The sequence below is a fragment of the Vibrio sp. 661 genome (assembly GCF_033339315.1).
Taxonomy (GTDB): Bacteria; Pseudomonadota; Gammaproteobacteria; order Enterobacterales; family Vibrionaceae; genus Vibrio; species Vibrio alginolyticus.
Genome location: NZ_JAWOUJ010000001.1, coordinates 909,108 through 932,436 on the forward strand (window position 1 = coordinate 909,108; position 23,329 = coordinate 932,436).

General features: G+C 41.3%; 19 protein-coding genes. 16 read left to right on the forward strand and 3 right to left on the reverse strand.

Annotated features, from left to right (window positions below; all coding sequences use genetic code 11):
- The first annotated feature begins 17 nt into the window (after nucleotides 1-17).
- On the forward strand, nucleotides 18-1,688 hold the full coding sequence (locus tag R7P69_RS04075) for a SpoIIE family protein phosphatase (RefSeq protein WP_238952598.1): 1,671 nt from the start codon (nucleotides 18-20) through the stop codon (nucleotides 1,686-1,688).
- A 70-nt stretch (nucleotides 1,689-1,758) separates the two neighbouring features.
- Here R7P69_RS04075 and R7P69_RS04080 read toward each other — a convergent pair whose 3' ends face one another.
- From R7P69_RS04080 to R7P69_RS04090, 3 genes are all read right to left on the reverse strand, one after another.
- Nucleotides 1,759-1,950, reverse strand: a complete 192-nt coding sequence (locus R7P69_RS04080) for a hypothetical protein (protein ID WP_025767706.1) — start codon at nucleotides 1,948-1,950, stop codon at nucleotides 1,759-1,761.
- A gap of 34 nt (nucleotides 1,951-1,984) precedes the next feature.
- Nucleotides 1,985-2,320, reverse strand: a complete 336-nt coding sequence (locus tag R7P69_RS04085) for an Hpt domain-containing protein (RefSeq protein ID WP_238952599.1) — start codon at nucleotides 2,318-2,320, stop codon at nucleotides 1,985-1,987.
- A gap of 446 nt (nucleotides 2,321-2,766) precedes the next feature.
- Nucleotides 2,767-4,917: a serine/threonine-protein kinase gene (locus R7P69_RS04090; RefSeq protein WP_165439090.1), complete on the reverse strand. Its 2,151-nt coding sequence runs from the start codon at nucleotides 4,915-4,917 to the stop codon at nucleotides 2,767-2,769.
- Between the two features lie 312 nt (nucleotides 4,918-5,229).
- Here R7P69_RS04090 and tagH point away from each other — a divergent pair, with 312 nt between their 5' ends.
- From tagH to tssG, 15 genes are read left to right on the forward strand one after another with little or no spacing between them, the layout of a single operon-like run.
- Nucleotides 5,230-6,423 carry a type VI secretion system-associated FHA domain protein TagH gene (gene tagH / locus R7P69_RS04095; RefSeq protein WP_234499249.1) on the forward strand — a complete coding sequence of 398 codons (1,194 nt, stop codon included), beginning with the start codon at nucleotides 5,230-5,232 and terminating at the stop codon, nucleotides 6,421-6,423.
- Nucleotides 6,424-6,434: 11 nt separating this feature from the next.
- A complete protein-coding gene (tssJ, locus tag R7P69_RS04100) occupies nucleotides 6,435-6,890 on the forward strand; it encodes a type VI secretion system lipoprotein TssJ (protein WP_017820223.1) in 456 nt (151 codons plus the stop codon).
- 21 nt (nucleotides 6,891-6,911) lie between these two features.
- Nucleotides 6,912-8,237: a type VI secretion system baseplate subunit TssK gene (tssK, locus tag R7P69_RS04105; protein ID WP_080276943.1), complete on the forward strand. Its 1,326-nt coding sequence runs from the start codon at nucleotides 6,912-6,914 to the stop codon at nucleotides 8,235-8,237.
- A gap of 11 nt (nucleotides 8,238-8,248) precedes the next feature.
- Nucleotides 8,249-9,541, forward strand: coding sequence for a type VI secretion system protein TssL, long form (gene tssL, locus R7P69_RS04110; RefSeq protein ID WP_053307737.1), 1,293 nt, complete (start codon nucleotides 8,249-8,251; stop codon nucleotides 9,539-9,541).
- A gap of 16 nt (nucleotides 9,542-9,557) precedes the next feature.
- Complete coding sequence (gene tssM / locus R7P69_RS04115; RefSeq protein WP_238952600.1) at nucleotides 9,558-13,076, forward strand: type VI secretion system membrane subunit TssM; 3,519 nt, start codon at nucleotides 9,558-9,560, stop codon at nucleotides 13,074-13,076.
- Nucleotides 13,058-13,753: a type VI secretion system-associated protein TagF gene (tagF, locus tag R7P69_RS04120; protein ID WP_005387528.1), complete on the forward strand. Its 696-nt coding sequence runs from the start codon at nucleotides 13,058-13,060 to the stop codon at nucleotides 13,751-13,753. The genes tssM and tagF overlap by 19 nt, the downstream gene beginning before the upstream one ends.
- Before the next feature lie 9 nt (nucleotides 13,754-13,762).
- Nucleotides 13,763-14,557 carry a PP2C family protein-serine/threonine phosphatase gene (locus R7P69_RS04125; RefSeq protein ID WP_054574309.1) on the forward strand — a complete coding sequence of 265 codons (795 nt, stop codon included), beginning with the start codon at nucleotides 13,763-13,765 and terminating at the stop codon, nucleotides 14,555-14,557.
- Nucleotides 14,550-15,665: a type VI secretion system protein TssA gene (gene tssA / locus R7P69_RS04130; RefSeq protein ID WP_054574308.1), complete on the forward strand. Its 1,116-nt coding sequence runs from the start codon at nucleotides 14,550-14,552 to the stop codon at nucleotides 15,663-15,665. The genes R7P69_RS04125 and tssA overlap by 8 nt, the downstream gene beginning before the upstream one ends.
- A 15-nt stretch (nucleotides 15,666-15,680) precedes the next feature.
- Entirely contained in the window at nucleotides 15,681-16,211 is a 531-nt protein-coding gene (gene tssB / locus R7P69_RS04135; protein ID WP_005375949.1) for a type VI secretion system contractile sheath small subunit, read from the forward strand.
- Nucleotides 16,211-17,704, forward strand: coding sequence for a type VI secretion system contractile sheath large subunit (gene tssC, locus R7P69_RS04140; protein ID WP_005375950.1), 1,494 nt, complete (start codon nucleotides 16,211-16,213; stop codon nucleotides 17,702-17,704). Before tssB ends, tssC (R7P69_RS04140) begins: the two co-directional genes overlap by 1 nt.
- A 52-nt stretch (nucleotides 17,705-17,756) precedes the next feature.
- The gene (tssC, locus tag R7P69_RS04145) at nucleotides 17,757-19,268 is read left to right on the forward strand and encodes a type VI secretion system contractile sheath large subunit (protein ID WP_025767712.1); all 1,512 of its coding nucleotides are present in this window, start codon (nucleotides 17,757-17,759) and stop codon (nucleotides 19,266-19,268) included.
- A 10-nt stretch (nucleotides 19,269-19,278) separates the two neighbouring features.
- On the forward strand, nucleotides 19,279-20,073 hold the full coding sequence (locus tag R7P69_RS04150; RefSeq protein ID WP_017635622.1) for a type VI secretion system accessory protein TagJ: 795 nt from the start codon (nucleotides 19,279-19,281) through the stop codon (nucleotides 20,071-20,073).
- Between the two features lie 7 nt (nucleotides 20,074-20,080).
- On the forward strand, nucleotides 20,081-20,545 hold the full coding sequence (gene tssE, locus R7P69_RS04155; protein WP_017635621.1) for a type VI secretion system baseplate subunit TssE: 465 nt from the start codon (nucleotides 20,081-20,083) through the stop codon (nucleotides 20,543-20,545).
- A complete protein-coding gene (gene tssF / locus R7P69_RS04160) occupies nucleotides 20,542-22,365 on the forward strand; it encodes a type VI secretion system baseplate subunit TssF (protein ID WP_238952601.1) in 1,824 nt (607 codons plus the stop codon). The genes tssE and tssF overlap by 4 nt, the downstream gene beginning before the upstream one ends.
- Nucleotides 22,362-23,327, forward strand: coding sequence for a type VI secretion system baseplate subunit TssG (gene tssG / locus R7P69_RS04165; protein ID WP_005375963.1), 966 nt, complete (start codon nucleotides 22,362-22,364; stop codon nucleotides 23,325-23,327). The genes tssF and tssG overlap by 4 nt, the downstream gene beginning before the upstream one ends.
- Nucleotides 23,328-23,329 lie beyond the last annotated feature (2 nt).

Genomic DNA, 23,329 nt, shown 5'->3' on the forward strand with positions numbered 1-23,329 from the left:
CCGTATTAAGGAGGAAGATGAAACCCATTCTTTTGGTCGATGATAGTAAAACAGTACTGCTTTACATCAGCAGTGCATTGGAAAAGCAGGGCTATGAAGTGGTTGCAGTTGAAGACGGAAGAGCGGCGCTTGAGGTGCTAACCCACCGCCCTGATATTCAGTTTGTGCTGAGTGATTTAATGATGCCTGGAATTAATGGTATTGAATTGTGTCGCCAATTAAAATCTAAAGTTAGCGAACGTTACATTTTCTTTGTTCTACTGTCTTCTAGAAATGACCAAAGTTCGATCGTGAAAGGCATTGATGCTGGCGCAGATGATTTCGTAGATAAGAAGACGTCTGTAGAGGAACTTCAGGCCAGAATCCGTGCGGGGTTTCGTACTTTAGAACTGCACAACAAACTCGTTGAGAGAAATAAAGAGCTAGATGCGGCCTATCAAACAATTCACCAAGACCTACAGTCTGCTAGTCATCTGATGGAGCAACTACTCCCTGCTGAATCAACTATCCAAAATATACAGTTTAGTTACGTCTACAAACCATGCTCCCAGATTGGTGGTGATATGTTGGGGTATTTGGAGCTCGATGAACAACATGTTGCGTTTTATGTATTTGATGTTTCTGGTCATGGTATTTCTTCAGCTTTGATGGCTTTTTCTATTCAACAGACGCTATCTCAAAGTCAGGGGCCTGATTCGATCACGATGGAGTTGAGAGATGACGGCTATTGCGTAAGTGAGCCTGCATCTGTGATTGAACGGCTAAATCGGCGTTATCAGCAAACTAGAAACAGTCAACTTTACTTTACTATGGCTTACGCCATTCTTAACACAAAATCAGGGCGACTTAGCTATTGCACGGCTGGCCACCCCAGGATCTTAGTTTGGCGAGCGAGTACGAAAACGATGGAACAGATAGGTGACGATAACTTTATCGTTGGTGCAATGCAGCCGATGGAATATATCGGTAACCAAATTAGTCTGGATGAGGGCGATGCATTGTGGCTTTATTCGGATGGTTTGATTGAAGCGAGGCAGGGTGAGGAGATGTTTTCACTACAACGATTGGCATCGAGTATAAAAGCTGTTTGCACGCTGACAGTTGAAGACCAAGTGGGAGACGTCTTTAAAAAAGTACAATCTTGGCATAACGAAGATGAGTTTGATGATGATGCCAGCCTTTTACAGGTAAAATGGCATGGTGAGAGGCTCGATTTAAGGAAAAGAATGTCAAAGAGCGAATTTAAACGAACTTACGGGAGCTCCCTTACTCACTCACGAAGTGCGAGCAAAGACGTTGTTCGGTTTTTGATGGGTCATCAAATCCCCTTAAAAGCAATTCAATCATTGGAGCTTTGTGTCGTTGAGCTCATGAATAACGCTTATATTCATTCTTACAGTGAAATAGAAGGCCTGCCAATTGAAGTGGAGTGTAGGGTTGGGGATGACCAAGTGTCCGGTTTCGTGGAACTGAGAGTCTCTGATTGCGGAGCGCCGATCAATGAAAAGACGTTCATCCAACATAAAAACAAACAGATTGAGGCACCTAACTTAATGGATGACGATAGTTGGTCCTCCTCTGGTCGCGGACTGATGTTAGTCGCTCAATTATCTGACCTGTTTAAATTGGAAAAAGGTTTCGAAAACAATACGTTTGTTGTAGTGAAAAGGAATAGGGAGAGAAACTAACAACCAAGCAAAGTCGATTTCCTTCACTTGGTCCCTAGCGTTAATCTGACGGTAGCGTTGTATATCATTGTTATTTTGTATTCGTTGTTGGTGCCGGTGATAGTAACGCCTCCAACTCTTCTGGTGTTAGAATATCACTGATGTTTAACATATTACTTTCATCATCTAGCGCCATCTTTGTACGGCTAAGTAAGTACCTTTTTTGAGTTGGTGTTAGGTCTTTGAGAGACTCAATCAACTCCCTGAAATTGCTATTATTCATTGCCATATTTCCCCCAGTTAAGCCTTGAATTTCTTTATTGCATATTCTTCAAGTAAGCGAAGATTTGTTGATTAATTGCAGCTAGCTCTTTAGTAACTATAGCTATATCTGAGCTATCTGGCGCTGTATCGTTTCTGGTTTTTTCTTCTATTCTTTGAAACGCAATGACCGCGGTGTCTTCTCCGAAACTCTCTAGAATGCCCTTTAAACTATGCGCTAATAGATAGAGTTCTGACCAACATCTGCTTGTATATAGCTCATCTATACACTCTATATCATTCGTGTGATCTTCAAGGTATGTAGAAAAAACAGTGACGATCAGATCTACGTCGTTATCCATGTATGTATTGAGAACATCAAAATTAATCATGTATACCCCTATGAAACGTTGCGGTAGAGGAATGTTTCGGATAATGAAGGCTTAGCCGAAGGTATGAATGGCATAACCAGTATTTGAGCAGAAATAGTTTGCTTGTCGCTTGAGATAAACTTACAAAAAGAAAGTCATTGTTAAAGATATTTTGACTTATATCCAAACGGCAATGGTCGAAATGTAGGGATGAAAAAACTTCAACTCGCGTGTTTTTAACACAAGTAGCAAAGGGGACGTTTCCAAGTAAAACGCCGAGTCGGTAAGTGTCTTGCAGTCCTAGTTTAAGGCTATCGTTACATACGGACGCCCGACGTTCGCCAACTTTGACTATTCCTTCAGTCAAGGCTAACTCTCCTCATTAAGTACAAGTATAAATTAGCAATCTAGTTGCATATTGGCAAGTGATCTGCGGCAAAAAAGGGACTCGCGTCCCTTTTGTATTACTAGCTTTGCTTAGAGTCCTGTTCTATTTGCTTCATAAGCTCGTTGGCTTTCTTCATAGCGCGTCTTGCGCTTGAAGTCCTTCGCTTATTAAGTAATATATCGGAGAAGCGTAAGTATTTATCAGCAGTTTTGAATCTTAAATCGTTAACATCCTGAAAACCAATAGGAAAGTTTTTCGAGAACAGATCCACATCCTTCACCAAGTTATCGAGATGAGTTGTCGTCCTTGCCTTTTCTAGGCGAGAATAAAAGTTTTCAAACTCTTTTTGGAACAGGATTCTAGCGGCATCTTCTGGAAACGGTAGAGGGCTGTTGGAATCTAGCGCTGTCTCATATAATTTCATTTCCAGCACTGCATCTTTCATCGCATTACTTATCTGTAAGTTCTCTTGATGCTCTTCTACGTTTGAAAAGAAGGTGTTCCCAACCTTAATAAGAGCAACAAGTGCAGCTGCGTCTTTCTTTTGGAGTGCTTCAGTGAGGTGCTGACCGAAAACATCGCTAGATAACGAACTTGGCGTGAAAGGATAACCTTGATGAATCTGATTTAACTCATCCTTGAGCTCATAGATGGATTTACTGCCGTCTTCTTTACTGTACCGAGACTTTTCAAGTTGACTGTTGATTTGCCTTGCTATCGAAAGTAAAGTGGAGTGCTTGCTTGACTGAATATCTAAGGCAAGAACTTCTATTTTATGTGAGTCAGGGTAGTAGGTTTTTGCTTTATCAAGTATGGACTCAATTTCATCATAATTCGGGTAGTTGTTGGCATCAGAATTCAAAACCTGATCAATTTCAGATTCAAACTCGCTGAGAATATAGGTCTTGTGTAAGCGTAATAAGCCAGCCTTAACGACTGGATGTAAGCTTTTTTCACTATCAATCAGTGCCAAACTTTTTTCTGCTGGCGTATCAAGCTGCCACTCTTGTCCGGCAATTTGATCATTTTGCTTGCTAATAACGGTTTCCAAATTGGCGATGGTTTCTTGTTGCTGCTGATAACCAAATACAATGCCGCTAACTAATAATATACTCGCTGCCGCGCCGCTAGCGATAGGCCAATAGCGCATATTCAATTTGCGTTTCAACTGCTCAGGGGTCAGCTCGTTCGGAATGATGCCAGTTGAAAATACGCTTGAAAATATTGGCCACTTAGATGCAGGCATGTTAGTTGGTTTAGAGACCTTGATCTTCTTTTTGAGAGCTTCATTAACTGGAGTTCTTGCGTAAGGGTGTTTGCAACTCAATAGCTCGTAAGCAATACAAAATAGAGCAAACATATCGTCGCTTAAGTTCGGTTCCTTACCGGATAACAGGTTGAGTGATGCATAGTTGGGAGTATAACCAAGCGTTTCAACATTTTCGGATTTACGTTTAGCCGCATATTGATCCTGCTTTAATTGATGAGTTTTAGATACACCAAAATCAAGCAACTTAACGTTACCTTCAGACGTTAAAATCACATTAGCGGGCTTTAGGTCGGCGTGCACTACACCAAGAGAGTGAGCATATGAGAGTGCATCGAGTACCTGATTTAGGATTGATAAAGTTGCATTAAACTTCAGCCCATGGGGCCTAGAACGCTGTATTAAACTCTCTAATGTTTCTCCGTTAATATACTCCATAACTAAAAAGTATATTTCGCCATCAACACCAAAATCAAAAACCCTAATGATATTAGGGTGGCTTAACCTTTGAGTTTGTTGAGCTTCACGTATTAACATGCGTGCAGTCTCTGGTTGAGAAGCAAACTCTTTCTGTAATATTTTTAACGCAACGTAGGGTGTTTCTGAACCTGAAGATTCAAGAATCCTATCTTTAGCTAAGTAAACATCGCAAAGCCCACCATGTCCAATAACCGACTCAATTTCATACCGATTTTTAACGGTCGCTCCTATTAAGCTTTCGTTAATAACATCTTTGTTATTATTTAATGAGTCATCTTTATTGTTTTTTTTCTTATTAACTAACGGAGTGTTTTCTTTTTGAGACAGTTTTGTATTTGTTTCATTTTTATTTTTAACGGAGGTTTCATTATTAGTGAGTTTGGTTGATTTAATTGCATTGTCTCGTTTTTGAGTCTTTACAATTTTAGTTTTATCTCCGCTTTCTTCGTTATTTATAGAATTGTTTTTATTACTGTCTTCCATCACAAGAACTCCGTATAAATGATGGGGGAATATATACCTTTCTGCTCAATGAAAAGTCATTATGTTAGAATTTCTCGGCCAAACTAACATTCGTTTTTTTATTGATGAAAGTCTAAGTGTCAAAAATTTGAACTTGGTTGGATAATTAAAATTGTTGAACAATACGTGATTGCTTTGATAAAAAAATGATTCATTATTCCGTGCATGATTTTCAATGGCAGTATTAAGATTTTTATTAATCTTACTGTTAATAAGAAAGCAGTTAATAATAAAATTAAAAATAATATCTAGCAGGTCTTTGGCGAGGTTTACATGAAGTTGGTTTTAACCATAACAAGTTTTCACAAATTTACTCCAGAGATTGAGAGTGAGTTCGTGTTTGAATCAAGTGATGAACATGCCAAGGTTACATTTGGTAGGTCTGAACAATGTGATTGGACACTACCAGATCCTGAAAGAGTGGTATCCGGAACCCACGGAGAACTGATTAAGTTTGGTGACAAATACTTGATAAAAGACCTCTCAACTAATGGTACTTTTGTAAATAATGCTGTAACTCCTGTGGGTCAAGGAAATGAAATAGCACTAAGCGATGACGATATGGTTAGCTTAGGGGATTATCAAATTTCAGTTTCTATTCAAACAGATACAGATGTATTCAGTCTTGAGACAAGTAAAAGTCTTTCTAGCGCACCCCCTGAAGTAGTCTCAAGTCCATCGGAAGCAGAATTTGTTGACCTAGGCCTTAGTGCTAGTGAACTCTTAAACGAAAGTGTTCCTTCTGACTTTCAGCTAGATATTGGTTTAGTCGATGATTTTATTGATATCCCAAAGCCCGAAAAACAGAGCACCGTATCTGAAACTTTACCGAAAGTTAACCGACAACCAGAACACCTATCGACTCCCAACTTTGATACCAATGGGGGTGAACTTGCGGCTTTTGTTAGAGGGGTGGGTATAGATCCAATGATGATTCCCAGCGATAACCGAGAGGAATGGTTCGAACAACTGGGGGAGTCATTTTCTTTGATGCTAGTTGGTTTAATGGAAACACTGCATAACAGAGCAGTGTTTAAACAAACAAATCGACTTAGTCATACCGCATTTCGTAAGTCAGAAAATAACCCTTTAAAGTTTTCTGCAAACTTAGAAGATGCGATTCATAACTTATATAACCGTCAAACCGCTAGCTTCTTAAAGCCAAATGCAGCCATTAAAGAAGCATTTAATGACATCGAAAGTCATGAGCAAGCCTTAATGAAAGGTGTTGAAGGTACGGTTTCGAGTGTTATGTCACTTGTTGAACCTACTTCTATATACTCAGATGCTTTAGCGAAAGACACGGTTATTAATAAGGTTATTCCAGCTAGAAAATATGCTCAAAGTTGGAAGAGGTTTGAGGATATTCATGAAAAGTTATCCGATGATATTATCAATAAAGAGTCTCCGTTCTATTTAGAAGACTTCGCTAAGCACTATGAATTAGCATTAAAAAACAAAGGCTAGGAATTAGGGTGATGAAAAAGTTTTACCAATATATTTTGTTATTAATTTCAATGGCTTTATTTGGGTGCTCAGCAGCGAACCTAGTTGTTGATCCATACTCAGATTTAGAAATAGCAGCAAGTCATAACATTAATCCTGATTCAAACGGCAGGCCTTCTCCTGTAGTGGTGTATGTATTTGAATTAACGTCAAATACCATTTTCGAAAGCCAGGACTTTTTTTCTATTTATGAAGAAAGTGAAAAAGTCTTAGGACCTGATTTAGTGAATAAATATGAAGTTTCATTAACTCCAGGTCAGAAAGAAACATATCAAGCAAGTATGTCTCCAAAGACAGAATATTTAGGCATTGTCGTCGCGTTTCGAGATATTGAAAACTCAAATTGGCGACAAGTCATTAAAGTGGATAAGACCGGTTACAACACATATCAAGTATTGTTAGAAGATCTGTCTTTGGTCGTTAAATAACGTTTAGTTGGCTAATTATAAATGACGCAATACTCCAAGACGGCTTGGTGCGAAGGAATGTTTTTACGTCCCCAGCACTTCCAACAACAAGAACGCGCAACCTCTCAAGAATTCAAGGGCTTACATCAGTTAGGTGGGGCTTACAATTGGGGAGTTTGGAAATGTCGAGTAAAAAAACACGCGCTAAAAGATGGTCTTATTGAACTTGAGCATCTTGAAGCTGTTTTGCCAGATATGACGTTGGTTAATACGTTAATATCCAACGATTCAGTTTCGCCTCTACTTATTGATAAAAACACTGAAAATACGTTAGTAAAAATAACTCTCCCTCTTTCAAGTGTTACAGGTAAAAACGTTTCGGATGTAAGCGAATCGATCGTCTCTCGTTATGTACTTCAAGATATCGACGTGATAGATAACCTTACAGGACAAGATGAGGAAACCATCCAAGTTGCAGCCCTTAACCTAGAGTTGAAAGCGAGTAATGACAAATTAGCGGGTTATGTGGAGTTACCTATCTTAAGGATCAAAGAGGTAACTCCTGAAGGGGAAGTTATACTAGACGATGAGTACGTTCCTCCGCTTATCAATCTCCTTAGCGACAAAGTTATGTCAGCCTATCTACGTAACGTTATCGCGATGACAAAGATGCGTGCTGACGTTATTGCGCAGCGCTTGATTAAGGGTAAATCTGCATCGGCATCTGCTGTTGATTTCATTATGCTCCAAATGCTGAACCGATATGAGGCTAAGTTAAAGCATTTCAGTGAGTTAGATAGGTTACATCCACTGGAATTAGCGACGACACTTAAAGGTTACATTGGTGAGTTAGCCACTTTTTCTAATAAAACTAAAAGAGTCCCAAGTTTGCTTGCGTATGATCACTTAGATGTATCAAGTGTCTATAGCGAGTTGAATCAGATACTCAGTCAGTACCTCAGTGTTGTTCTTGACCAAACTGCGACCAAACTTCCGTTGGAGCCTCGCCAGTACGGTATTCAAGTGACGCCACTTCCAGATAAACGCTTGCTTGAGTCATGCCAATTTGTGCTAGCAATTAAAGCAGATACCACAACAGATGAAATAAGACGCCTGGTCCCAGCGCAACTCAAGTTTGGCCCCGCAGAACAGATTCGCGATCTAATTAATAATCAGATCAACGGTATAAACGTAGTGCCGTTGAGTGTCGTCCCGAGACAGATTCCTTACCAAACGGGCTATGTCTATTTCGAAGTTGTCAAGAAAGGGCCATTTTGGATGAGGCTAAAAGATAGTGGCGGTATTGCGCTTCACCTATCAGGGCATTTTCCGAATGCTGAACTTGAGCTTTGGAGTATTAATCAATAGGCGCGCTCAGTATGGAACAAACGATCGTAAAACCAACACCGGGTGGAAGAGCACCCGCATCGAAACCACAATCAGAAAAGTCACTGGATAATACCGTAGTTATCTCAAAAAGCCCTGAATTGGTGAACAATGATTCAGTGGTCGCTTATGGGAATAACTCTCTACTAGCAGAGGCGAATGGCCTGTTATCTATTATCGGTCAAATTCGGTCGACAGCGACTCATTCCGATCCGTTGTTTCTAAAAGAGACATTGGCACAAAAGCTTAGAGATTATGAGAACCGATTACGTCAGCATGACGTTGATTTGGATACCATTGATACAGCTCGTTATTGTTTATGCTGTTCACTAGATGAAGTTGTCCTTAACACCAATTGGGGTGGGCATTCATTCTGGAGTCACGATTCATTACTCAGCTCCTTCTATGCTAGCAGTCAAGGTGGGGAAGCGTTCTTTAAGCATCTTGATAAGTGCATGGCGAAACCAGATGCGAACTTAGATTTGCTTGAACTAATGTATGTGTGCTTATCTCTCGGGTTTCTGGGTCAATACCGTTTAGAAAAAAATGGACTGGAATCGCACCGGAAATTGAGAAGACAGGTTATTGCTACTCTTAAGTCTTATGGGAGAGGAGTCCCTCAGGAGCTAAGTAATAGTATCGACCAACACATTTTGAATGGCTCAAAGGCTTCTGATAGAGCCCCTCTTTGGGTTGTATGTTCTGTAACGGCGGCATTATTGGTCTGCATATATATGTATTTTAGCTATGAGCTAAATAAGGCATCCAATCGCACCTTTTCTCAATTAGTCAATTTGATTCAACCGCAACAACTTAACCAAGATGCAACGTCAGAATCAAAATCAGCGCCAATTGCAGAAAAGATTTCAATGTATCTAGCAACTGAGATCGGTAAGGGGCTAATCAATGTTGAGCCGCTGCAAGACAGGGTAAGAATTTCGTTAAAGTCTCAAGATCTATTTGAATCAGGTAGTGCTGATGTTGTCGCTTACATCCAACCCGTTATTTCTAAGCTTGCGAGAACATTGGAGTCGACCCAAGGCAAGATCATTGTTACTGGTCACACCGACGATAGGCCTATTTTCACGAGTAAATATCCCTCGAACTGGCACCTATCATTAGCTCGAGCCACTGCTATGTCTGAACAACTGATCTCGAATAGTGCATTAGAAGGGCGAGTGATACCCGAGGGATTGGGGGATGCAAGACCATTAGTTGAAAACAGTAGTGATGAAAACCGAGCTATTAACCGCCGGATTGAAATCGACCTTCTTGTCGCGAATTAATAATAGGTAGATAGAGATGCGTATTAAAGAAATTGGCAGAATATTTACTCAAAGATGGTTTCTCGGTCTTATCGGTGTCGCTGCTTGTTCTATTTTCATTTGGGTTGTTGGTCCACTTATTACGATAGCGGGGTATGAGCCCCTAAAGAGTGACTTTCAACGGCTAGTCACTATTCTTGTGTTAGTGTTGCTTTGGGCGATATTTAACGTTACCAAGCAGCATAAGCAGAAGGTGAAAGAAGACGAAAGTATTCAAACGTTGCTTGAGGTTGATAGCCAATCAGATAAAGAAGCGGCAAGTGAAATTGACTTAATGCGCGAGCGTATTGAGCAAGCTGTCAAAGTAGTGACGAAAACACACAAAGGCAAGAGAAGTTTGTATGACTTACCGTGGTATGTATTGATTGGCCCTCCTGGAACGGGGAAAACAACCGTATTAAAGCAGTCGGGGTTAGAGTTTCCATTAGGAGACAGCCTTGGCTCTGACTCTATTGCCGGTGTAGGTGGCACTCGCCACTGTGATTGGTGGTTTGCAAATAAAGCAGTTCTTATAGATACGGCTGGCCGGTATACGACACAAGACAGTCAAGAAAAGGTCGACTCTAAAGCGTGGCATGGTTTCTTAGGATTGTTGAAAAAGTATAGAACGCAAAGACCAATTAATGGTGCGATTGTTACGATAAGCTTAGCCAGCGTGATGTCTCAGACTCGAACCGAGCGAAGTCTTCATGCTCGAGCAATTAAGTCGAGACTTCAAGAACTGAAAAACCAGTTAGGCATGCAGTTTCCGATTTACGTATTGCTCACCAAAATGGATTTAGTTGCCGGTTTCAATGAGTTCTTTGCCGATTTAAGTAAGGAAGAGCGAGAGGAATTATTTGGTTTCATGTTCCCTCGTGAAGTGGATGATGAAAGAGGCGTTATTTCTCTATTCAACAAAGAATTTCATGGCATGTTGGAGCGCCTTGATGCCCGTATGCTTAGAATACTTGAAACAGAGGACGATTTAGATAAACGCGCGCTTATCTTTGAATTTCCAAAGCAATTAAGAGTGCTACAAGCTAATCTTGACGAGTTTTTAGCTGAAATTTTTGCACAAAACAGTTTTGAAGAGCCTGCCTTGATTCGTGGTGTGTTTATGTTGAGTTCGGTTCAAGAAGGCTTACCAGTCGATAAGCTGATGAATGAATCAACCAATGGACTTGGGTTAAATCGTTTAGCTCTAGCAAAGAGTCAGACTGGTTCTCATAGTTATTTCGTAAAGAATCTTTTTGACAAGGTTATTTTCAAAGAGCAACTGTTAGGAACAGTTAATCGTCACTATCAAAAGCAGTCAGGTTGGATGCGTCGAGGTGTTTACATTGGATGTACAACGCTACTGCTAGGAGCTTCTGCGCTTTGGTTTATGAGTTATAAGTGGAACTCACAGTTAATTGTCGATACCAATGAAAAAGCTAGCCATATTGATGCACTGATTGGCGCTCAAAGTTTAGATTTTGAAGCGGATATTGTTTCAGCTGTAGAAACATTAGATAAGTTGATGACGCTTCCTCTCGGAAAGCAAAGCGACTACGGTGATGCCGACTCTGTAAAGAGGTTTGGTCTCTATCAGGGAGACAAAGTGTCTCAGGCGGCAAACAATGCATATTCTGATGCTTTGACCCAATATTACGCCCCTCTGCTTCTTGATAGCTTGGTGTCAGAAATGGAGAGCAATCAACAGCATCGTGAGTATTTGTACGAAACGTTAAAAACGTATTTGATGTTATTCAATCCAGACAAATATCAACAAGATGAAGTGTTGGCTTGGTTTAACTTTTATTTCGAACGTCAATATCCGGGTGAGCTAAACGCAGACTTAAGAAGACGTTTGCTACAGCACACTCAATATTTATTAGGCAACGATGGACAAGGCTTTACTTACAACACTGCTGCCGTTACGAGTGCTCGAGAAGTGTTGACTCAAATGTCTCTACCTGAACGTGCTTATCAGCGAATGAAAATACAATTTTCTAAGAGTCATGTACCTTCATTTCGCTTGACTGATGTATTGGGACCTAAAGGGCTTGAGCAGTTCGAGCGAGCTAGTGGAAAACCGCTATCACAAGGCATTTCGGGTTTCTACACGTACAATGGTTTTCATAGCATTTTTCAGATTCAGATCAACCGTACAGTAAAAAGCCTAATGGAAGAGAACTGGGTTTATGGTGACGATCTTAAGGCTCATGAAATTGATCAAGATAGTGCCATCCAAGGCGTTCAGTCTCGATACTATCAAGATTATGTTAATGAATGGAAAACGTTGATCGAAGATATTCAATTGAAGCAGGCTCCGAGCCTAGAACTTGCGACAGAGCAAGCGAGGGTTTTATCTGGAGTTGAAAGACCAATCGAATCTTTGTTGAGAGCAATCCAAAAAGAGGTTGCTCTATCAAAAGTATCATTGTCAGAAAATCAAAAAGCCGCTTCTGAAGTTGCTGGTAAAGTTGCCAAAGTTAAGTTTTCAAATACGGCAGATAGACTAGACATGTATTTACCTGAAGAAAACGGCTTCAATGTTGCTCTGCCAGGTAAAGAAGTCGAATCGCATTTTTCAGAGATCTTACGCCTTGGTGAGCAAGACTTTGATGATATTCAACAAGCAATGGTTAACTTGCGTTCGTATTTAAGTGACTTATCAAGCTCTGGTAACAATCAGAAAATTGCCTACAAAAGTATTTTAGATGGAACCGTTACACAAGATGTCGCAGCTTCCTTCGCTCGTGCTAAAGAACTTTTGCCGAGACCATTTAATCAATGGCTAGGTGAGCTTTCTCAAGAGTCGGTTAAGTTTGCGGAGAGCGGTTCGAAGGATCATCTAAATCAACTTTGGGTAACACAGGTGGTCCGCCCTTATCAGCGGACTATTGCTGGCAGATATCCATTCGAGCCCAACGCGAGCAGAGAAGTTAGATTGAAAGACTTTAAGCGATTCTTTGGTTATGGAGGTACGCTTGACGCATTCTTCCAAGAATACCTCGAACCGTTTGTGGATACTTCGAAAAGTCGTTGGCGATTAGAAAAGGAAATTGGAGTTCGTCCAGAAACACTAATGGTCTTTCAAAGAGCGCAAAGTATCAGGCAGTCTTTCTTTGAATCTGATAATTCATTACGCGTAGAGTTTGGGATGAAGCCTGTTTATCTAGACCAGCACATTACTCGATTTGTCTTAGAGTTGGGTGGACAAGATTTGGTTTATAAGCATGGACCAGCAAGAGCTAAATCGTTGAGTTGGCCTGCCGGTCAAGATCAGACTCGAATTGTGTTCACACCACCTGAATCTAAACGCGAAATTGCGCATACCTATGAAGGTGAGTGGGGCATATTCAAGCTTTTGGATCAATCACTTAAAGCAAGGCCAGAATCGCGTAAAGACAATATAGTTATGATTGATTTAAAGGGAAACAAGGTGCAACTAGAGCTTATTCCTTCTAGTGCTATTAATCCGTTTTGGTCAAATGAAATGGAGAGGTTCAGATGTCCACGAACCTTATAACATCAGGCTGGGGATATATCGGCAAAATGCCTGCAAAAGGGGACTTTGTGAAAGATGGTTTATCACAAGATTTCTCGGAGCGTTGGCATGATTGGCAACAGGCGGTTATTGCAGTCAGCAGGGAACAACTGGGTGAAAGCTGGAATGAGCACTTTTTAACGGCTCCTGTGTGGCACTTTGCTTTGGATATTAGCTATTTAGAAGACTCAACCTACATTGGTAGCATGATTCCTAGTGTTGATGCATGCGGTAGATACTTTTTCTTTACTATAGCTCGTGCCGTAAAAGGTGAAGCTGCGCAATATTGGGGTGACAGAGCTTGGACAGAGGACAGTGCCGCTCTTGCTCTTTCAGTACTTGAGGACGACTTTGTCTTTGATGTTTGGCATAAGAGTACTCAAGAAAAAAATGACCTCGTTGCGAATGTAACAAGTGAAGTGAGGCCTCTAGAGTTTCTTTATCAAAGCCAAATATCTACAGTTTTTCATGATCACGGCAATACTGATCAAAATACGCTTTTGAATTACCTCATTAAAGAAAAATTGAGTAAACCATGTTTTTGGTGGACTGAAGGTTCAACGAAGGTTGAACCATGCATGTTCATTACTAGTGGATTTCCTTCAATTGGTCAGTTTTCAGCCATGCTTGATGGCGGCTGGAAAAAGTGGAATTGGTAGGATAGAAGAATGAATTGGAACTATTTTACCTTTGCTAAATCGCACGCAGGAAAAGTACGCCCTTATAACGAGGATGCTCTGTTGGATATGACAGAGCAGAATATTTGGGTGGTTGCCGATGGAATGGGTGGACACAGTGCTGGCGATATAGCAAGCCAGATGCTAGTGGATAGAGTCGCGCGCCACATGCAGGATGTCTCCAATACTAATATCGATGATCTCCGAAGAGTGGTTCAAGAAGCGAACTTAGAAATTTACCAATACGCACAAAATCACTTAGACGGTAAAACAATGGGAACAACACTTGTTTTGTTGTTTATTCAGGATGGGTATTACCACTGCCTTTGGGTGGGTGATAGCCGAATTTACCAGCTTAGAAGTGGTAACTTTGTCCAAAAAACACGTGATCATAGTCAAGTCATGGACTTAGTGGATCAAGGCTTATTGGCATTTGAAGATGCCGAATCTCACCCTCTTGCAAATGTTATTACCAGAGCTGTTGGAGTCGACGAAAGTGTCACTATTGATCAAGTTTCAGGGCAGTTGGCTGACGGCGATCAGTTTTTACTCTGTAGTGATGGACTCTCTAAGGAACTTACGAGTGATGAAATTCATCGGACATTGTATGCAGACTCAGTCAACCAAGCTGGATTAGCGCTCATGCATTCGGCTTTGGTTCGGGGCGCAAGTGATAACGTAACTTGTGCTTTGATCAAAGTTCGCCAAGCGCAAACGGAGTGCGAAACAGTAACTAGAGAAGACGCGACAATACCTGTCTTTCTAAGAGGGAGAGCTTATGAGTAATGAAATGTTTGATTGGTATGAACAAGCGTTGGCTCCTATATCTCAAGAAAATCCTACAGGTGTTGATCCTAGAGAGGATGTATCACCACAGTCTGCTTACTATAGGTTGAAAGATCAGCGTATGGCCGCCCGCAACGCTGAACGTAATGCTCTTATAGAAGAAGAAAGTATCTATACCCACAGTAATTTATGGCGAGTATTTATTGAAGATGTCCCAGAAATACTCACGAATCAGTCTAAAGATTTGGAATTTGTTGCCTGGCTTATAGAAGCCCTAACTCGATTGTATGGTTTTCGTGGTATGGGCGTTGGCTACAAACTCGCAACCAGTTTAATTGAGAACTTTTGGGATGATCTGTACCCAATGCCTGATGAAGATGGTATTGAGACAAGGATATCGGCGATTATTGGCCTCAATGGTATCGATAGTGAAGGAACACTTATTTTTCCAATTGCTTGTATACCATTGACTGACTTAGGCGTGGAGCAAGCTTATGCCTATTGGGAATATCAGCAAGCTATAGAGCTTGAGCGCTTAGACGAAGATAAGCGCCGAAATCGAGTCGAGCTTGGGGCTGTTGAGCTATCTGAAATTATAACTACGGTTAAGTCGACTTCTGATACGTTTTATCGAGAATTAATCACGGATTTGGAGTTCGCTACGGAATCATTTAATGAATTCAGTCAGCGATTAGATGAAGCGGTCGGTGATGTGACTCCTAGCTCTTATATATCAAAAAGACTTGAATCAATACAATCGGCATTAAAGCACCTTCTAGGAGATCGTTTCAATCAACCACAAGCCGTGTTTGAAGAGCTAGAGGATCTTGATGAATCTTCTTCTGAACAACCGTTAAGTTCACAAAGTTGTGATGCATTATTAGCGACAAACATGAAATCACGAGAGCAGGCAATTAGACAATTGCAGCAAGTAGCTGATTTCTTCCGAGAGAGTGAACCTCACTCACCAGTTTCTTACTCCATCGAACAGATTATTCGTTGGTGTGGGATGCCTCTGCCGGAGTTACTGGCGGAACTTATCTCCGACGGGGATGCAAAGAAAAGCTACTTCCGTTTGGTTGGCATAGCAGAACAAAATGAAAATTAATAAAGGGAGAATGGTATGACGAGTATCCACTCGAAACTATCACGAGTACGGAAGCCTCGTGTCCACATTACCTATGATGTTGAAACTGAAGGTACGACTCTTAAGAAAGAACTGCCTTTTGTTGTAGGTGTAATGGGTGATTTCGCTGGTCAAAACACAGAAGCGTTGAAGCCATTAAAAGACCGCCGTTTTATTCAGATCGATCGAGATAACTTTGACGATGTACTCAAAAAAATGAATCCATCGGTGAAGTTTAAAGTTGCGAATAAGCTTGCGAATGACGATTCACAGTTTGAGGTCGATTTAAACTTTAAATCAATGCAAGACTTTGAGCCTGCTGCGATCGTAAATCAAGTTGATCCACTACGCCAATTGATGGAAACGCGTAATAAACTGCGTGATTTGATGACAAAAGTTGACCGCTCAGAAGAGCTTGAAAATATCCTAGAGGATGTTTTGAACAATACAGACAATCTGGCAAGACTTGCAGGCGAGTTAGATCTTGGCAAGAAAGCGAAGTCAGACAGTACTGAAGGAGCGGAATAATGACGACTGAAGCTGAAAAACAGTTAGATCCAACTGTTAATGAACAGACAACTTCATTCTTAGATCAAGCTATTGGTGCGACTAAGCAGACCGAAGCTTCTCGTGCTGAGGAGCTGATTAAAACGCTCGCTGAAGAAGCAATGAAAGGGACAGTTACTTGGAACAAAAACCTAACAGTAACTTTTCGTGAAGCGATTAATTTGCTCGATAGGCAGATTTCTGATCAGTTGTCTGAAGTAATGCATCACCCAGAATTACAGAAACTCGAAGGTTCTTGGCGCGGATTAAATTATCTAGTGATGAATTCAGAGACCAGCTCTACTCTGAAAGTTCGCATGATGAGCATGACCAAGAAAGAGCTACATAAAGACTTGAGCAAAGCTGTTGAGTTTGATCAAAGCCAGATCTTTAAAAAGGTTTACGAGTCTGAGTTTGGTAGTGCTGGTGGTGAACCGTATGGTGCATTGATTGGAGACTATGAGTTTACCAACCACCCAGAAGATATTGAGTCGTTACGCCTAATGTCAAATGTAGCGGCTTCTGGCTTCTCTCCATTCTTGTCCGCGGCTTCACCAGCACTATTCGGCTTTGATGAGTGGACTGAGCTGTCAAAACCACGCGACCTAGATAAGGTATTTGAATCACTAGAATACGCCCAATGGCGTTCGTTCCGCGAGAGTGCCGATTCGCGCTTCGTTAGTCTGACGATGCCAAAAGTCCTTGCTCGTTTGCCATACGGACAAGCTACCGCTCCAGTCGAAGAGTTTGGGTTTGAAGAGTTCGAAGTAGATCCTGTTTCAGGTATTGCTGTTAACGCTGAACATAACGACTACTGTTGGATGAACTCTTCGTATGTTCTTGGTGTTAAGTTAACCGACGCATTTTCAAAATATGGATTTTGTACTGCCATCCGTGGTGCAGAAGGCGGCGGTCGAGTGGATAACTTGCCAACGCATTTCTTCATGAGTGATGATGGCGACCCTGATATGAAGTGCCCAACAGAGATTGGTATTACCGACAGACGTGAGGCGGAGCTTGGTAAGCTTGGTTTCTTACCGCTTTGTCACTACAAAAACACCAACTATGCAGTGTTCTTTGGTGCGCAAACCTGTCAAAAACCAGCGAACCATGAATCCCCTGAAGCAACGGCCAATGCGGCCATTTCTGCCCGCCTACCTTATATGATGGCAACATCTCGTTTTGCGCATTATTTGAAAGTAATGGCTCGAGATAAAATTGGTAGCTTTATGGAAGCAGAAGACGTTGAGTCTTGGCTGAACCGCTGGATCCTAGGTTACGTCAATGCTTCTGAAGGCGGTGGTCAAGAGATCAGAGCGAAATACCCTCTAGCAGACGCTCGTGTTCAGGTTAAGGAAATTCCTGGCGCACCTGGTTCTTACAATGCCGTAGCATGGCTGAAACCTTGGTTGCAAATGGAAGAACTGACGACATCTTTGCGACTTGTGGCCAAGATCCCTCAGTCAGGTGGATAAGAAACGAATTGGCTGGTCGAAAGGCCAGCCATGACCAATCTTTATGTTCTAGATGGAATTAGCAGTGTCACTTAACTTTCGCGACCCTAGCAAGCTAAAACATGAGTTCAGTACCGGAGGCTACGCTGAACTTGATAGCCCGTGGTTGACTCGATTCAATGAATCTTCTGATCTTGTATCGTCAGCTCGAATTTGGCTAGAAGGTACACGTTCAAGAGATTTGGACAGCTTTCGTCATAGTGTGATGAACACAATTAACCGCATTGATGAGCTATTAGAATCTCAACTAAATGAAATATTACATCATCCTGAGTTTCAACAGCTCGAAAGGGGGTGGGTTGGAGTTAGGTATTTATGTGAACAGGTTGATTCTCGTTCATCGGATTCTGTAAAAGTTAAGGTTTTAACGGCGACATGGAATGAAATCAGTAAAGATGCTTTAAAAGCCATCGAGTTTGACCAATCAGCACTATTTAAGTTGCTCTATCAAAATGAATATGGGATGGCAGGGGGAGAACCCTTTGGTGTGGTGGTTGGAGATTATCAGCTTCGCTGTGATCCTAGTAAAAATTATTTTGATAGAGATCTGTCTGTGTTGAGTAAGATCTCTCAGTCTGCAGCTGCAGCATTCAGCCCATTTATCATGTCTGCATCGCCAGAGATGTTTGGTGTTGATAGTTTCGCTCAACTCTCTGCGATAAGAGATATAGCGGCCCAATTTGAACAGGAAGATTATGCAAAGTGGCGTAGTTTGAGAGATAACGATGACGCTAAATTTATTGGTTTGACTGCACCTAACGTCTTGTTCCGTCAGCCATACAAAAGTGATGGCTCGCGGAATGATAAATTCAATTTTCAAGAACACATCTACGACTCCAACCGAGATTTGCTATGGGGGAGTAGTGCGTACTGTTTTGCTGCCGTATCAATTAGAGCATTTCAGGAACATGGTTGGTTCACGCATATGCGAGGGATTAAACAAGGCGATTACAGTCAGGGTATTATCGTCGCTCCTACAAGGAGCAAGATGCGTGTTAATGGCAAGAATGATCGTGAAAGATGTCCGTTAAACTTGAAAATCTCTGAGAGAAAAGAACAAGAATTGTCTGAGTGCGGTTTTATTTCTATTTCTCCAATACCTGAGACCGATATGGTGGGGATGACCTCGAATGTATCTCTCTACAAGCCCAAACAATACGCAGAAAAGCATATTTCAACGAATGCAAAACTGACATCGATGTTGCAATACACATTGTGTGTATCGCGAGTCGCACATTATCTCAAGGTTATGGGGCGTGACAAAATTGGTGGGTATCAAGACGCAGAAAGCCTAGAGCGTGACTTTCAACGCTGGTTACATCAGTACACTACCGCATCAGATGAAGCGTCTGATGAGCTTCGAGCTAAATACCCCCTAAATGAAGCGAAAATTACAGTTCGAGAGAAAAGAGAAACTCCTGGACATTATTACTCAGTTATCCATTTGCGACCGCATTTTCAACTCGATCAAATGGTATCTAGCATTAAATTAATTACCGAATTATCACCAGAGCACATGGTGTAAGGAAATAACAATGACTCAATGGAAAAATGCTTTGTCCCAAGGCCTATTGCAACACGCTCTAGAGCAATTAATTGATGAAATTAAAGCAACCCCTAAAGATGCGAGCTTGAGAAGTTCCTTCATTGAGCTTCTTTGCATTGATGGGGACTTCGAGCGTGCGGACGCTCAGCTCATGCAATCGATTAAATTGTTTCCTGAGTATCTGCCTGGTGCAAGTCAGCTACGACATTTAGTGAAAGCAGCTCAAGCTAGAAAGGATTTTATCAATGGTGCGGCTAGTGCCAAAGTATTAGGTGATGAGGAATTAACTAAAGAGCTTGTTCGATTTAATCTTGCTCTCGGAAATCAAGAGTACGAAGAAGCGTCACGTCTATCGCATCGCATTGAAGAGCATCGCACTATTAAAGGGTTTAACGTAAACGGCACAAACTACGAAGATGCTAGAGATATTGATGATCGTTTAGGTGGTTACATTGAACTGTTTTCTACAGCAGGTAACTATTTTCTTGTACCCATATCGAGCATCCATACGCTAGAAGTTAAAGCACCTACTTCTTTGTTAGAGAGTATTTGGCGACCTGTCGAGTTTGATATCGATGGACTTGGTGAAGGCGAAGGCCATATGCCGTTGACATATGTTGACTCAGAGACCGATGCGCAAAAGTTAGGTCGAGAAACGGATTGGAAGCAGATTGGTGAGCAAGAATCTTTTGTTGGCTTGGGTCAAAAATGTTGGTTAGTCGGTGACTCAGCGCTTCCAATCTGTGATTTGACTACATTATTAGAACAGAAACAAATAGCGTAGAAATATCATGTCGTTAACCGTTTCTCTGCTCGACAAATTGATAGATAGTGATCCTCTCACTCGAGATGAGAAAGACTTCCCTGCAAGCCAGCAACAGATGTTGAGCAGCTTACTTAGAGATCTAGAGTCGATGCTGAATAGTCGTATTGGATGGAAAAATATTCCTGATGATCTTCTAGAGGTTCGTTATTCAATATTGAACTATGGGCTGCCAGATTTTTCCTCAATGCCCTATAGCAGCCAAGAAGGGCAGAATCAGCTTTGCGACATCGTTCATGATGCAATTAAAGAGTTTGAGCCGAGGTTAAGGAACCCTCATGTCCAGATTTCGGACGAGAAAAACGCTATTGATAGGGTATTGAGGTTACAGATAAATGCCACTTGCTTAATTGATAACAGTATTCATGAAGTGCGATTCAATTCTGAAGTAGAGCCGGTAAATTTAGGTATGAAACTGAGTAGAGCAAAATGAGTGAAGAGTTTCTCAAGTACTATAATCGCGAGTTAGCTTATTTGCGTCACAAAGGGCAAGAGTTTGGTGAGCAGTATCCCAAGATTGCCGCGAGACTTCGTATTAGTGAGGAACAGGTTGACGATCCACACGTAGAAAGATTGTTAGAAGGCTGCGCATTTCTAACAGCAAGGATTAGACAAAGCTTAGACAATAGTTACCCTCAGTTTACAGAGTCTTTGATGGGACAGTTATATCCGGATTTTCACGCCCCAATCCCGTCAATGTCAGTCATTAAAATGAGCTGTTCTAACTCCACTTCCTCTTATTTTGATGTAGAAGAAGGCGAGCGAGTTGTTATCGGTGCTACTGGATATCATGAATGCGAGTTTAGAACTTGTTATCCGGTCAGAATGTATCCTGTTGATGTGACCTCTGGCGTTTTTAAAAATGCGCCTCTCAAGCCAGTTGGCTCACGATGGGAAAGCAATGCTCATTCAGTTTTGAAAGTACAGCTCACGGCTCAAGATGAAGAGACTCCTCTTGGTGAAATGGGGATAGAACGGCTGCGCTTCTATTTAAACGGTCAATCTCAATTGACTTTTAAGCTCTACCAAATGCTGTTTCAAAACCTAATTGGTTTATCTGTTGTTGTGGATGGCAAAGAAGTTCGTCCTTTAACCAAAAGACATCTTTCTGAAGTAGGATTTTCAGAAGATGAGAAAGTTGTGCCATACAGTAAAAGAAGCTTTTCAGGAGCAAGATTACTTGTTGAGTATTTGCACTTTCCTGAGAAGTTTATGTTCTTTGATATCACCGAACTTGGATTATCTGAGCTAGATCTTGGAGAGCAAGTCGAACTGTATTTTTACTTTGATACCAACGATGACTGGCTTCCAAAGCAAGTGGACGAAGAAAGCTTAATGGTAGGTTGTGTGCCTGTAATCAACTTATTTAAAAGTATTATGGAGCCTAAGCGTATTCTACCAACTGAATACGATTACCACTTGTCTCCGCAATACCAAGAATCTGAAAGTAATGAGGTTGTCTCAATTTCTGACGTAACGTTGAGAAACTGGAACAAAACGTACCACAATTTGCCATGTTATCACGCTGGTGAGCACACGCATTATACAAACACTAGTGAGATTTATTGGTTGATGAGACGTGAGGATAAGAACTGGGCTGGTGGGTATGATGAGCCAGGTAGAGAAACTTACATTTCTTTTGTTGATAAAACACATCAATTGTTCAGCCCGGATAGCCGGGAAAACTGGTTAATGTACGTGGAAGCTGAGTGCTGTAACCGCAACTTAGCGCAGAAACTTCCATTTGGAGGTGGGCTGCCGCAAGTATCTTTACCGGAGGTAAATGACAATTTCGAATCTGTTCGTTGTTTAGTTTCTTTATCAGAAACTATTCGGCCAGAAATGGATGAAAGCACACGATGGCAGTTAACTAAGCTTTTAACTTTAAACCATTTTACCGAGGAAGATGGTTTAGCAACTTTGAAGCAGACCCTTAATCTCTATGCATTTTCTGGGACAGCAGAAACGAAAGCGGTAATCGATGCTTTAACTAAGTTAGAGTTTGAGCCTACTACAGGAAGAATTAGTCAGAAAGGCAAAGTTGGATTTGCGCACGGTATAAAAATTATTTTGACGGTTTCTGATCAAATTTTACCTAAAGAGCAGATCTTTCTCTTAGGTAGTGTTTTATCTGTTTACTTCTCGCAATATGCTGAAATTAACATTTTTACGCAGTTAGAAATAAGACTTAAGTCCACGGGAAAGTCTTTCCACCTATGGCCCGCATTAACTGGCGATAAGGTGTTGCTATGAGCGCGGAACAATTTTATCGAGAATTAAAGCAACATCCATTGTTTGAAGCGATTCATCTTATTGAACACGAAGTTCTGCAAGCAGAGGCGCAAATAGGAACAGATGCGTTACCGAAGCATGAAAAGCTAAACTTAAAGGTTAATCCATCATTAGGTTTTGAAAATGCTCAGCTTTGTGAACTGAAAAATATAGATGACAGCAAGTTAGAGATTGAGACCAATTTAATAGGCCTAACGGGTGAGCAAGGTGTGCTTCCCCAGCACTATAGTGAATTAGCTTTACATCGCCAAAAAGAAGGCGATACGGCTATGGTGGACTTCTACGATATTTTCAATCATCGCTTATTATCTCTTTATTATCGATGTTGGCAACTGAGTCAGCTGACTGTTCAGTCTCGTGCGCATGCGCAGGGCGCGCGTTCGCCGTTAGAAAGCTGTAAATCGGCATTAACTGGGAAAGGGAGTTCACTGTCCCGGCACTATGGTGGTGTGTTTGCTTCACCAGTGAGAAGTAAAGGTGGACTAAAAAGTATTCTTGAATGTTTATCTGGATGCCAAGTAAAAGTTCATGAATTTCAAGGACAATGGTTACACCTTACGAAAGAAGAGCAAACACGCCTTGCATCCCGAACTATGCCTGAAGGGCAGTTTGCTCAACTTGGTTTAGGAGCTTCTTTGGGTTCGAAAGCATGGAATATCAACGCGGGGACAACAATAGAATTTCTGCCAAAAGATAAACAGCTAGTTAGTAAATTGCTTCCTAACCAACCCAATATAGCAATCATTAAGAACGCTGCTTATGAGTTGATTGGAAAACATAAACAACTGAAGTGGCAGCTCACCACCAAACATAGTTTGCTACCACAAGCTTGCTTATCGAAACAGCAGGGGCAGTTAGGTATTGGTTCTGTGCTTAAAAAACACGAACGTACAAAAGATCGAACTATAACAATTACTATTTAAAG

What these genes read in the sequence shown, in the direction of transcription:
- R7P69_RS04085 (WP_238952599.1), bottom strand. Translation starts at nt 2,320, where the DNA reads ATGATTAATTTTGATGTTCTCAATACATACATGGATAACGACGTAGAT.
- R7P69_RS04080 (WP_025767706.1), bottom strand. Translation starts at nt 1,950, where the DNA reads ATGAATAATAGCAATTTCAGGGAGTTGATTGAGTCTCTCAAAGACCTA.
- tssK (WP_080276943.1), top strand. Translation starts at nt 6,912, where the DNA reads ATGACGCAATACTCCAAGACGGCTTGGTGCGAAGGAATGTTTTTACGT.
- tssF (WP_238952601.1), top strand. Translation starts at nt 20,542, where the DNA reads ATGAGTGAAGAGTTTCTCAAGTACTATAATCGCGAGTTAGCTTATTTG.
- tssM (WP_238952600.1), top strand. Translation starts at nt 9,558, where the DNA reads ATGCGTATTAAAGAAATTGGCAGAATATTTACTCAAAGATGGTTTCTC.
- R7P69_RS04090 (WP_165439090.1), bottom strand. Translation starts at nt 4,917, where the DNA reads ATGGAAGACAGTAATAAAAACAATTCTATAAATAACGAAGAAAGCGGA.
- R7P69_RS04075 (WP_238952598.1), top strand. Translation starts at nt 18, where the DNA reads ATGAAACCCATTCTTTTGGTCGATGATAGTAAAACAGTACTGCTTTAC.
- tssG (WP_005375963.1), top strand. Translation starts at nt 22,362, where the DNA reads ATGAGCGCGGAACAATTTTATCGAGAATTAAAGCAACATCCATTGTTT.
- tssL (WP_053307737.1), top strand. Translation starts at nt 8,249, where the DNA reads ATGGAACAAACGATCGTAAAACCAACACCGGGTGGAAGAGCACCCGCA.
- tssJ (WP_017820223.1), top strand. Translation starts at nt 6,435, where the DNA reads ATGAAAAAGTTTTACCAATATATTTTGTTATTAATTTCAATGGCTTTA.
- tssC (WP_025767712.1), top strand. Translation starts at nt 17,757, where the DNA reads ATGGAATTAGCAGTGTCACTTAACTTTCGCGACCCTAGCAAGCTAAAA.
- tssB (WP_005375949.1), top strand. Translation starts at nt 15,681, where the DNA reads ATGACGAGTATCCACTCGAAACTATCACGAGTACGGAAGCCTCGTGTC.
- tagH (WP_234499249.1), top strand. Translation starts at nt 5,230, where the DNA reads ATGAAGTTGGTTTTAACCATAACAAGTTTTCACAAATTTACTCCAGAG.
- R7P69_RS04150 (WP_017635622.1), top strand. Translation starts at nt 19,279, where the DNA reads ATGACTCAATGGAAAAATGCTTTGTCCCAAGGCCTATTGCAACACGCT.
- tagF (WP_005387528.1), top strand. Translation starts at nt 13,058, where the DNA reads ATGTCCACGAACCTTATAACATCAGGCTGGGGATATATCGGCAAAATG.
- tssC (WP_005375950.1), top strand. Translation starts at nt 16,211, where the DNA reads ATGACGACTGAAGCTGAAAAACAGTTAGATCCAACTGTTAATGAACAG.
- tssE (WP_017635621.1), top strand. Translation starts at nt 20,081, where the DNA reads ATGTCGTTAACCGTTTCTCTGCTCGACAAATTGATAGATAGTGATCCT.
- tssA (WP_054574308.1), top strand. Translation starts at nt 14,550, where the DNA reads ATGAGTAATGAAATGTTTGATTGGTATGAACAAGCGTTGGCTCCTATA.
- R7P69_RS04125 (WP_054574309.1), top strand. Translation starts at nt 13,763, where the DNA reads ATGAATTGGAACTATTTTACCTTTGCTAAATCGCACGCAGGAAAAGTA.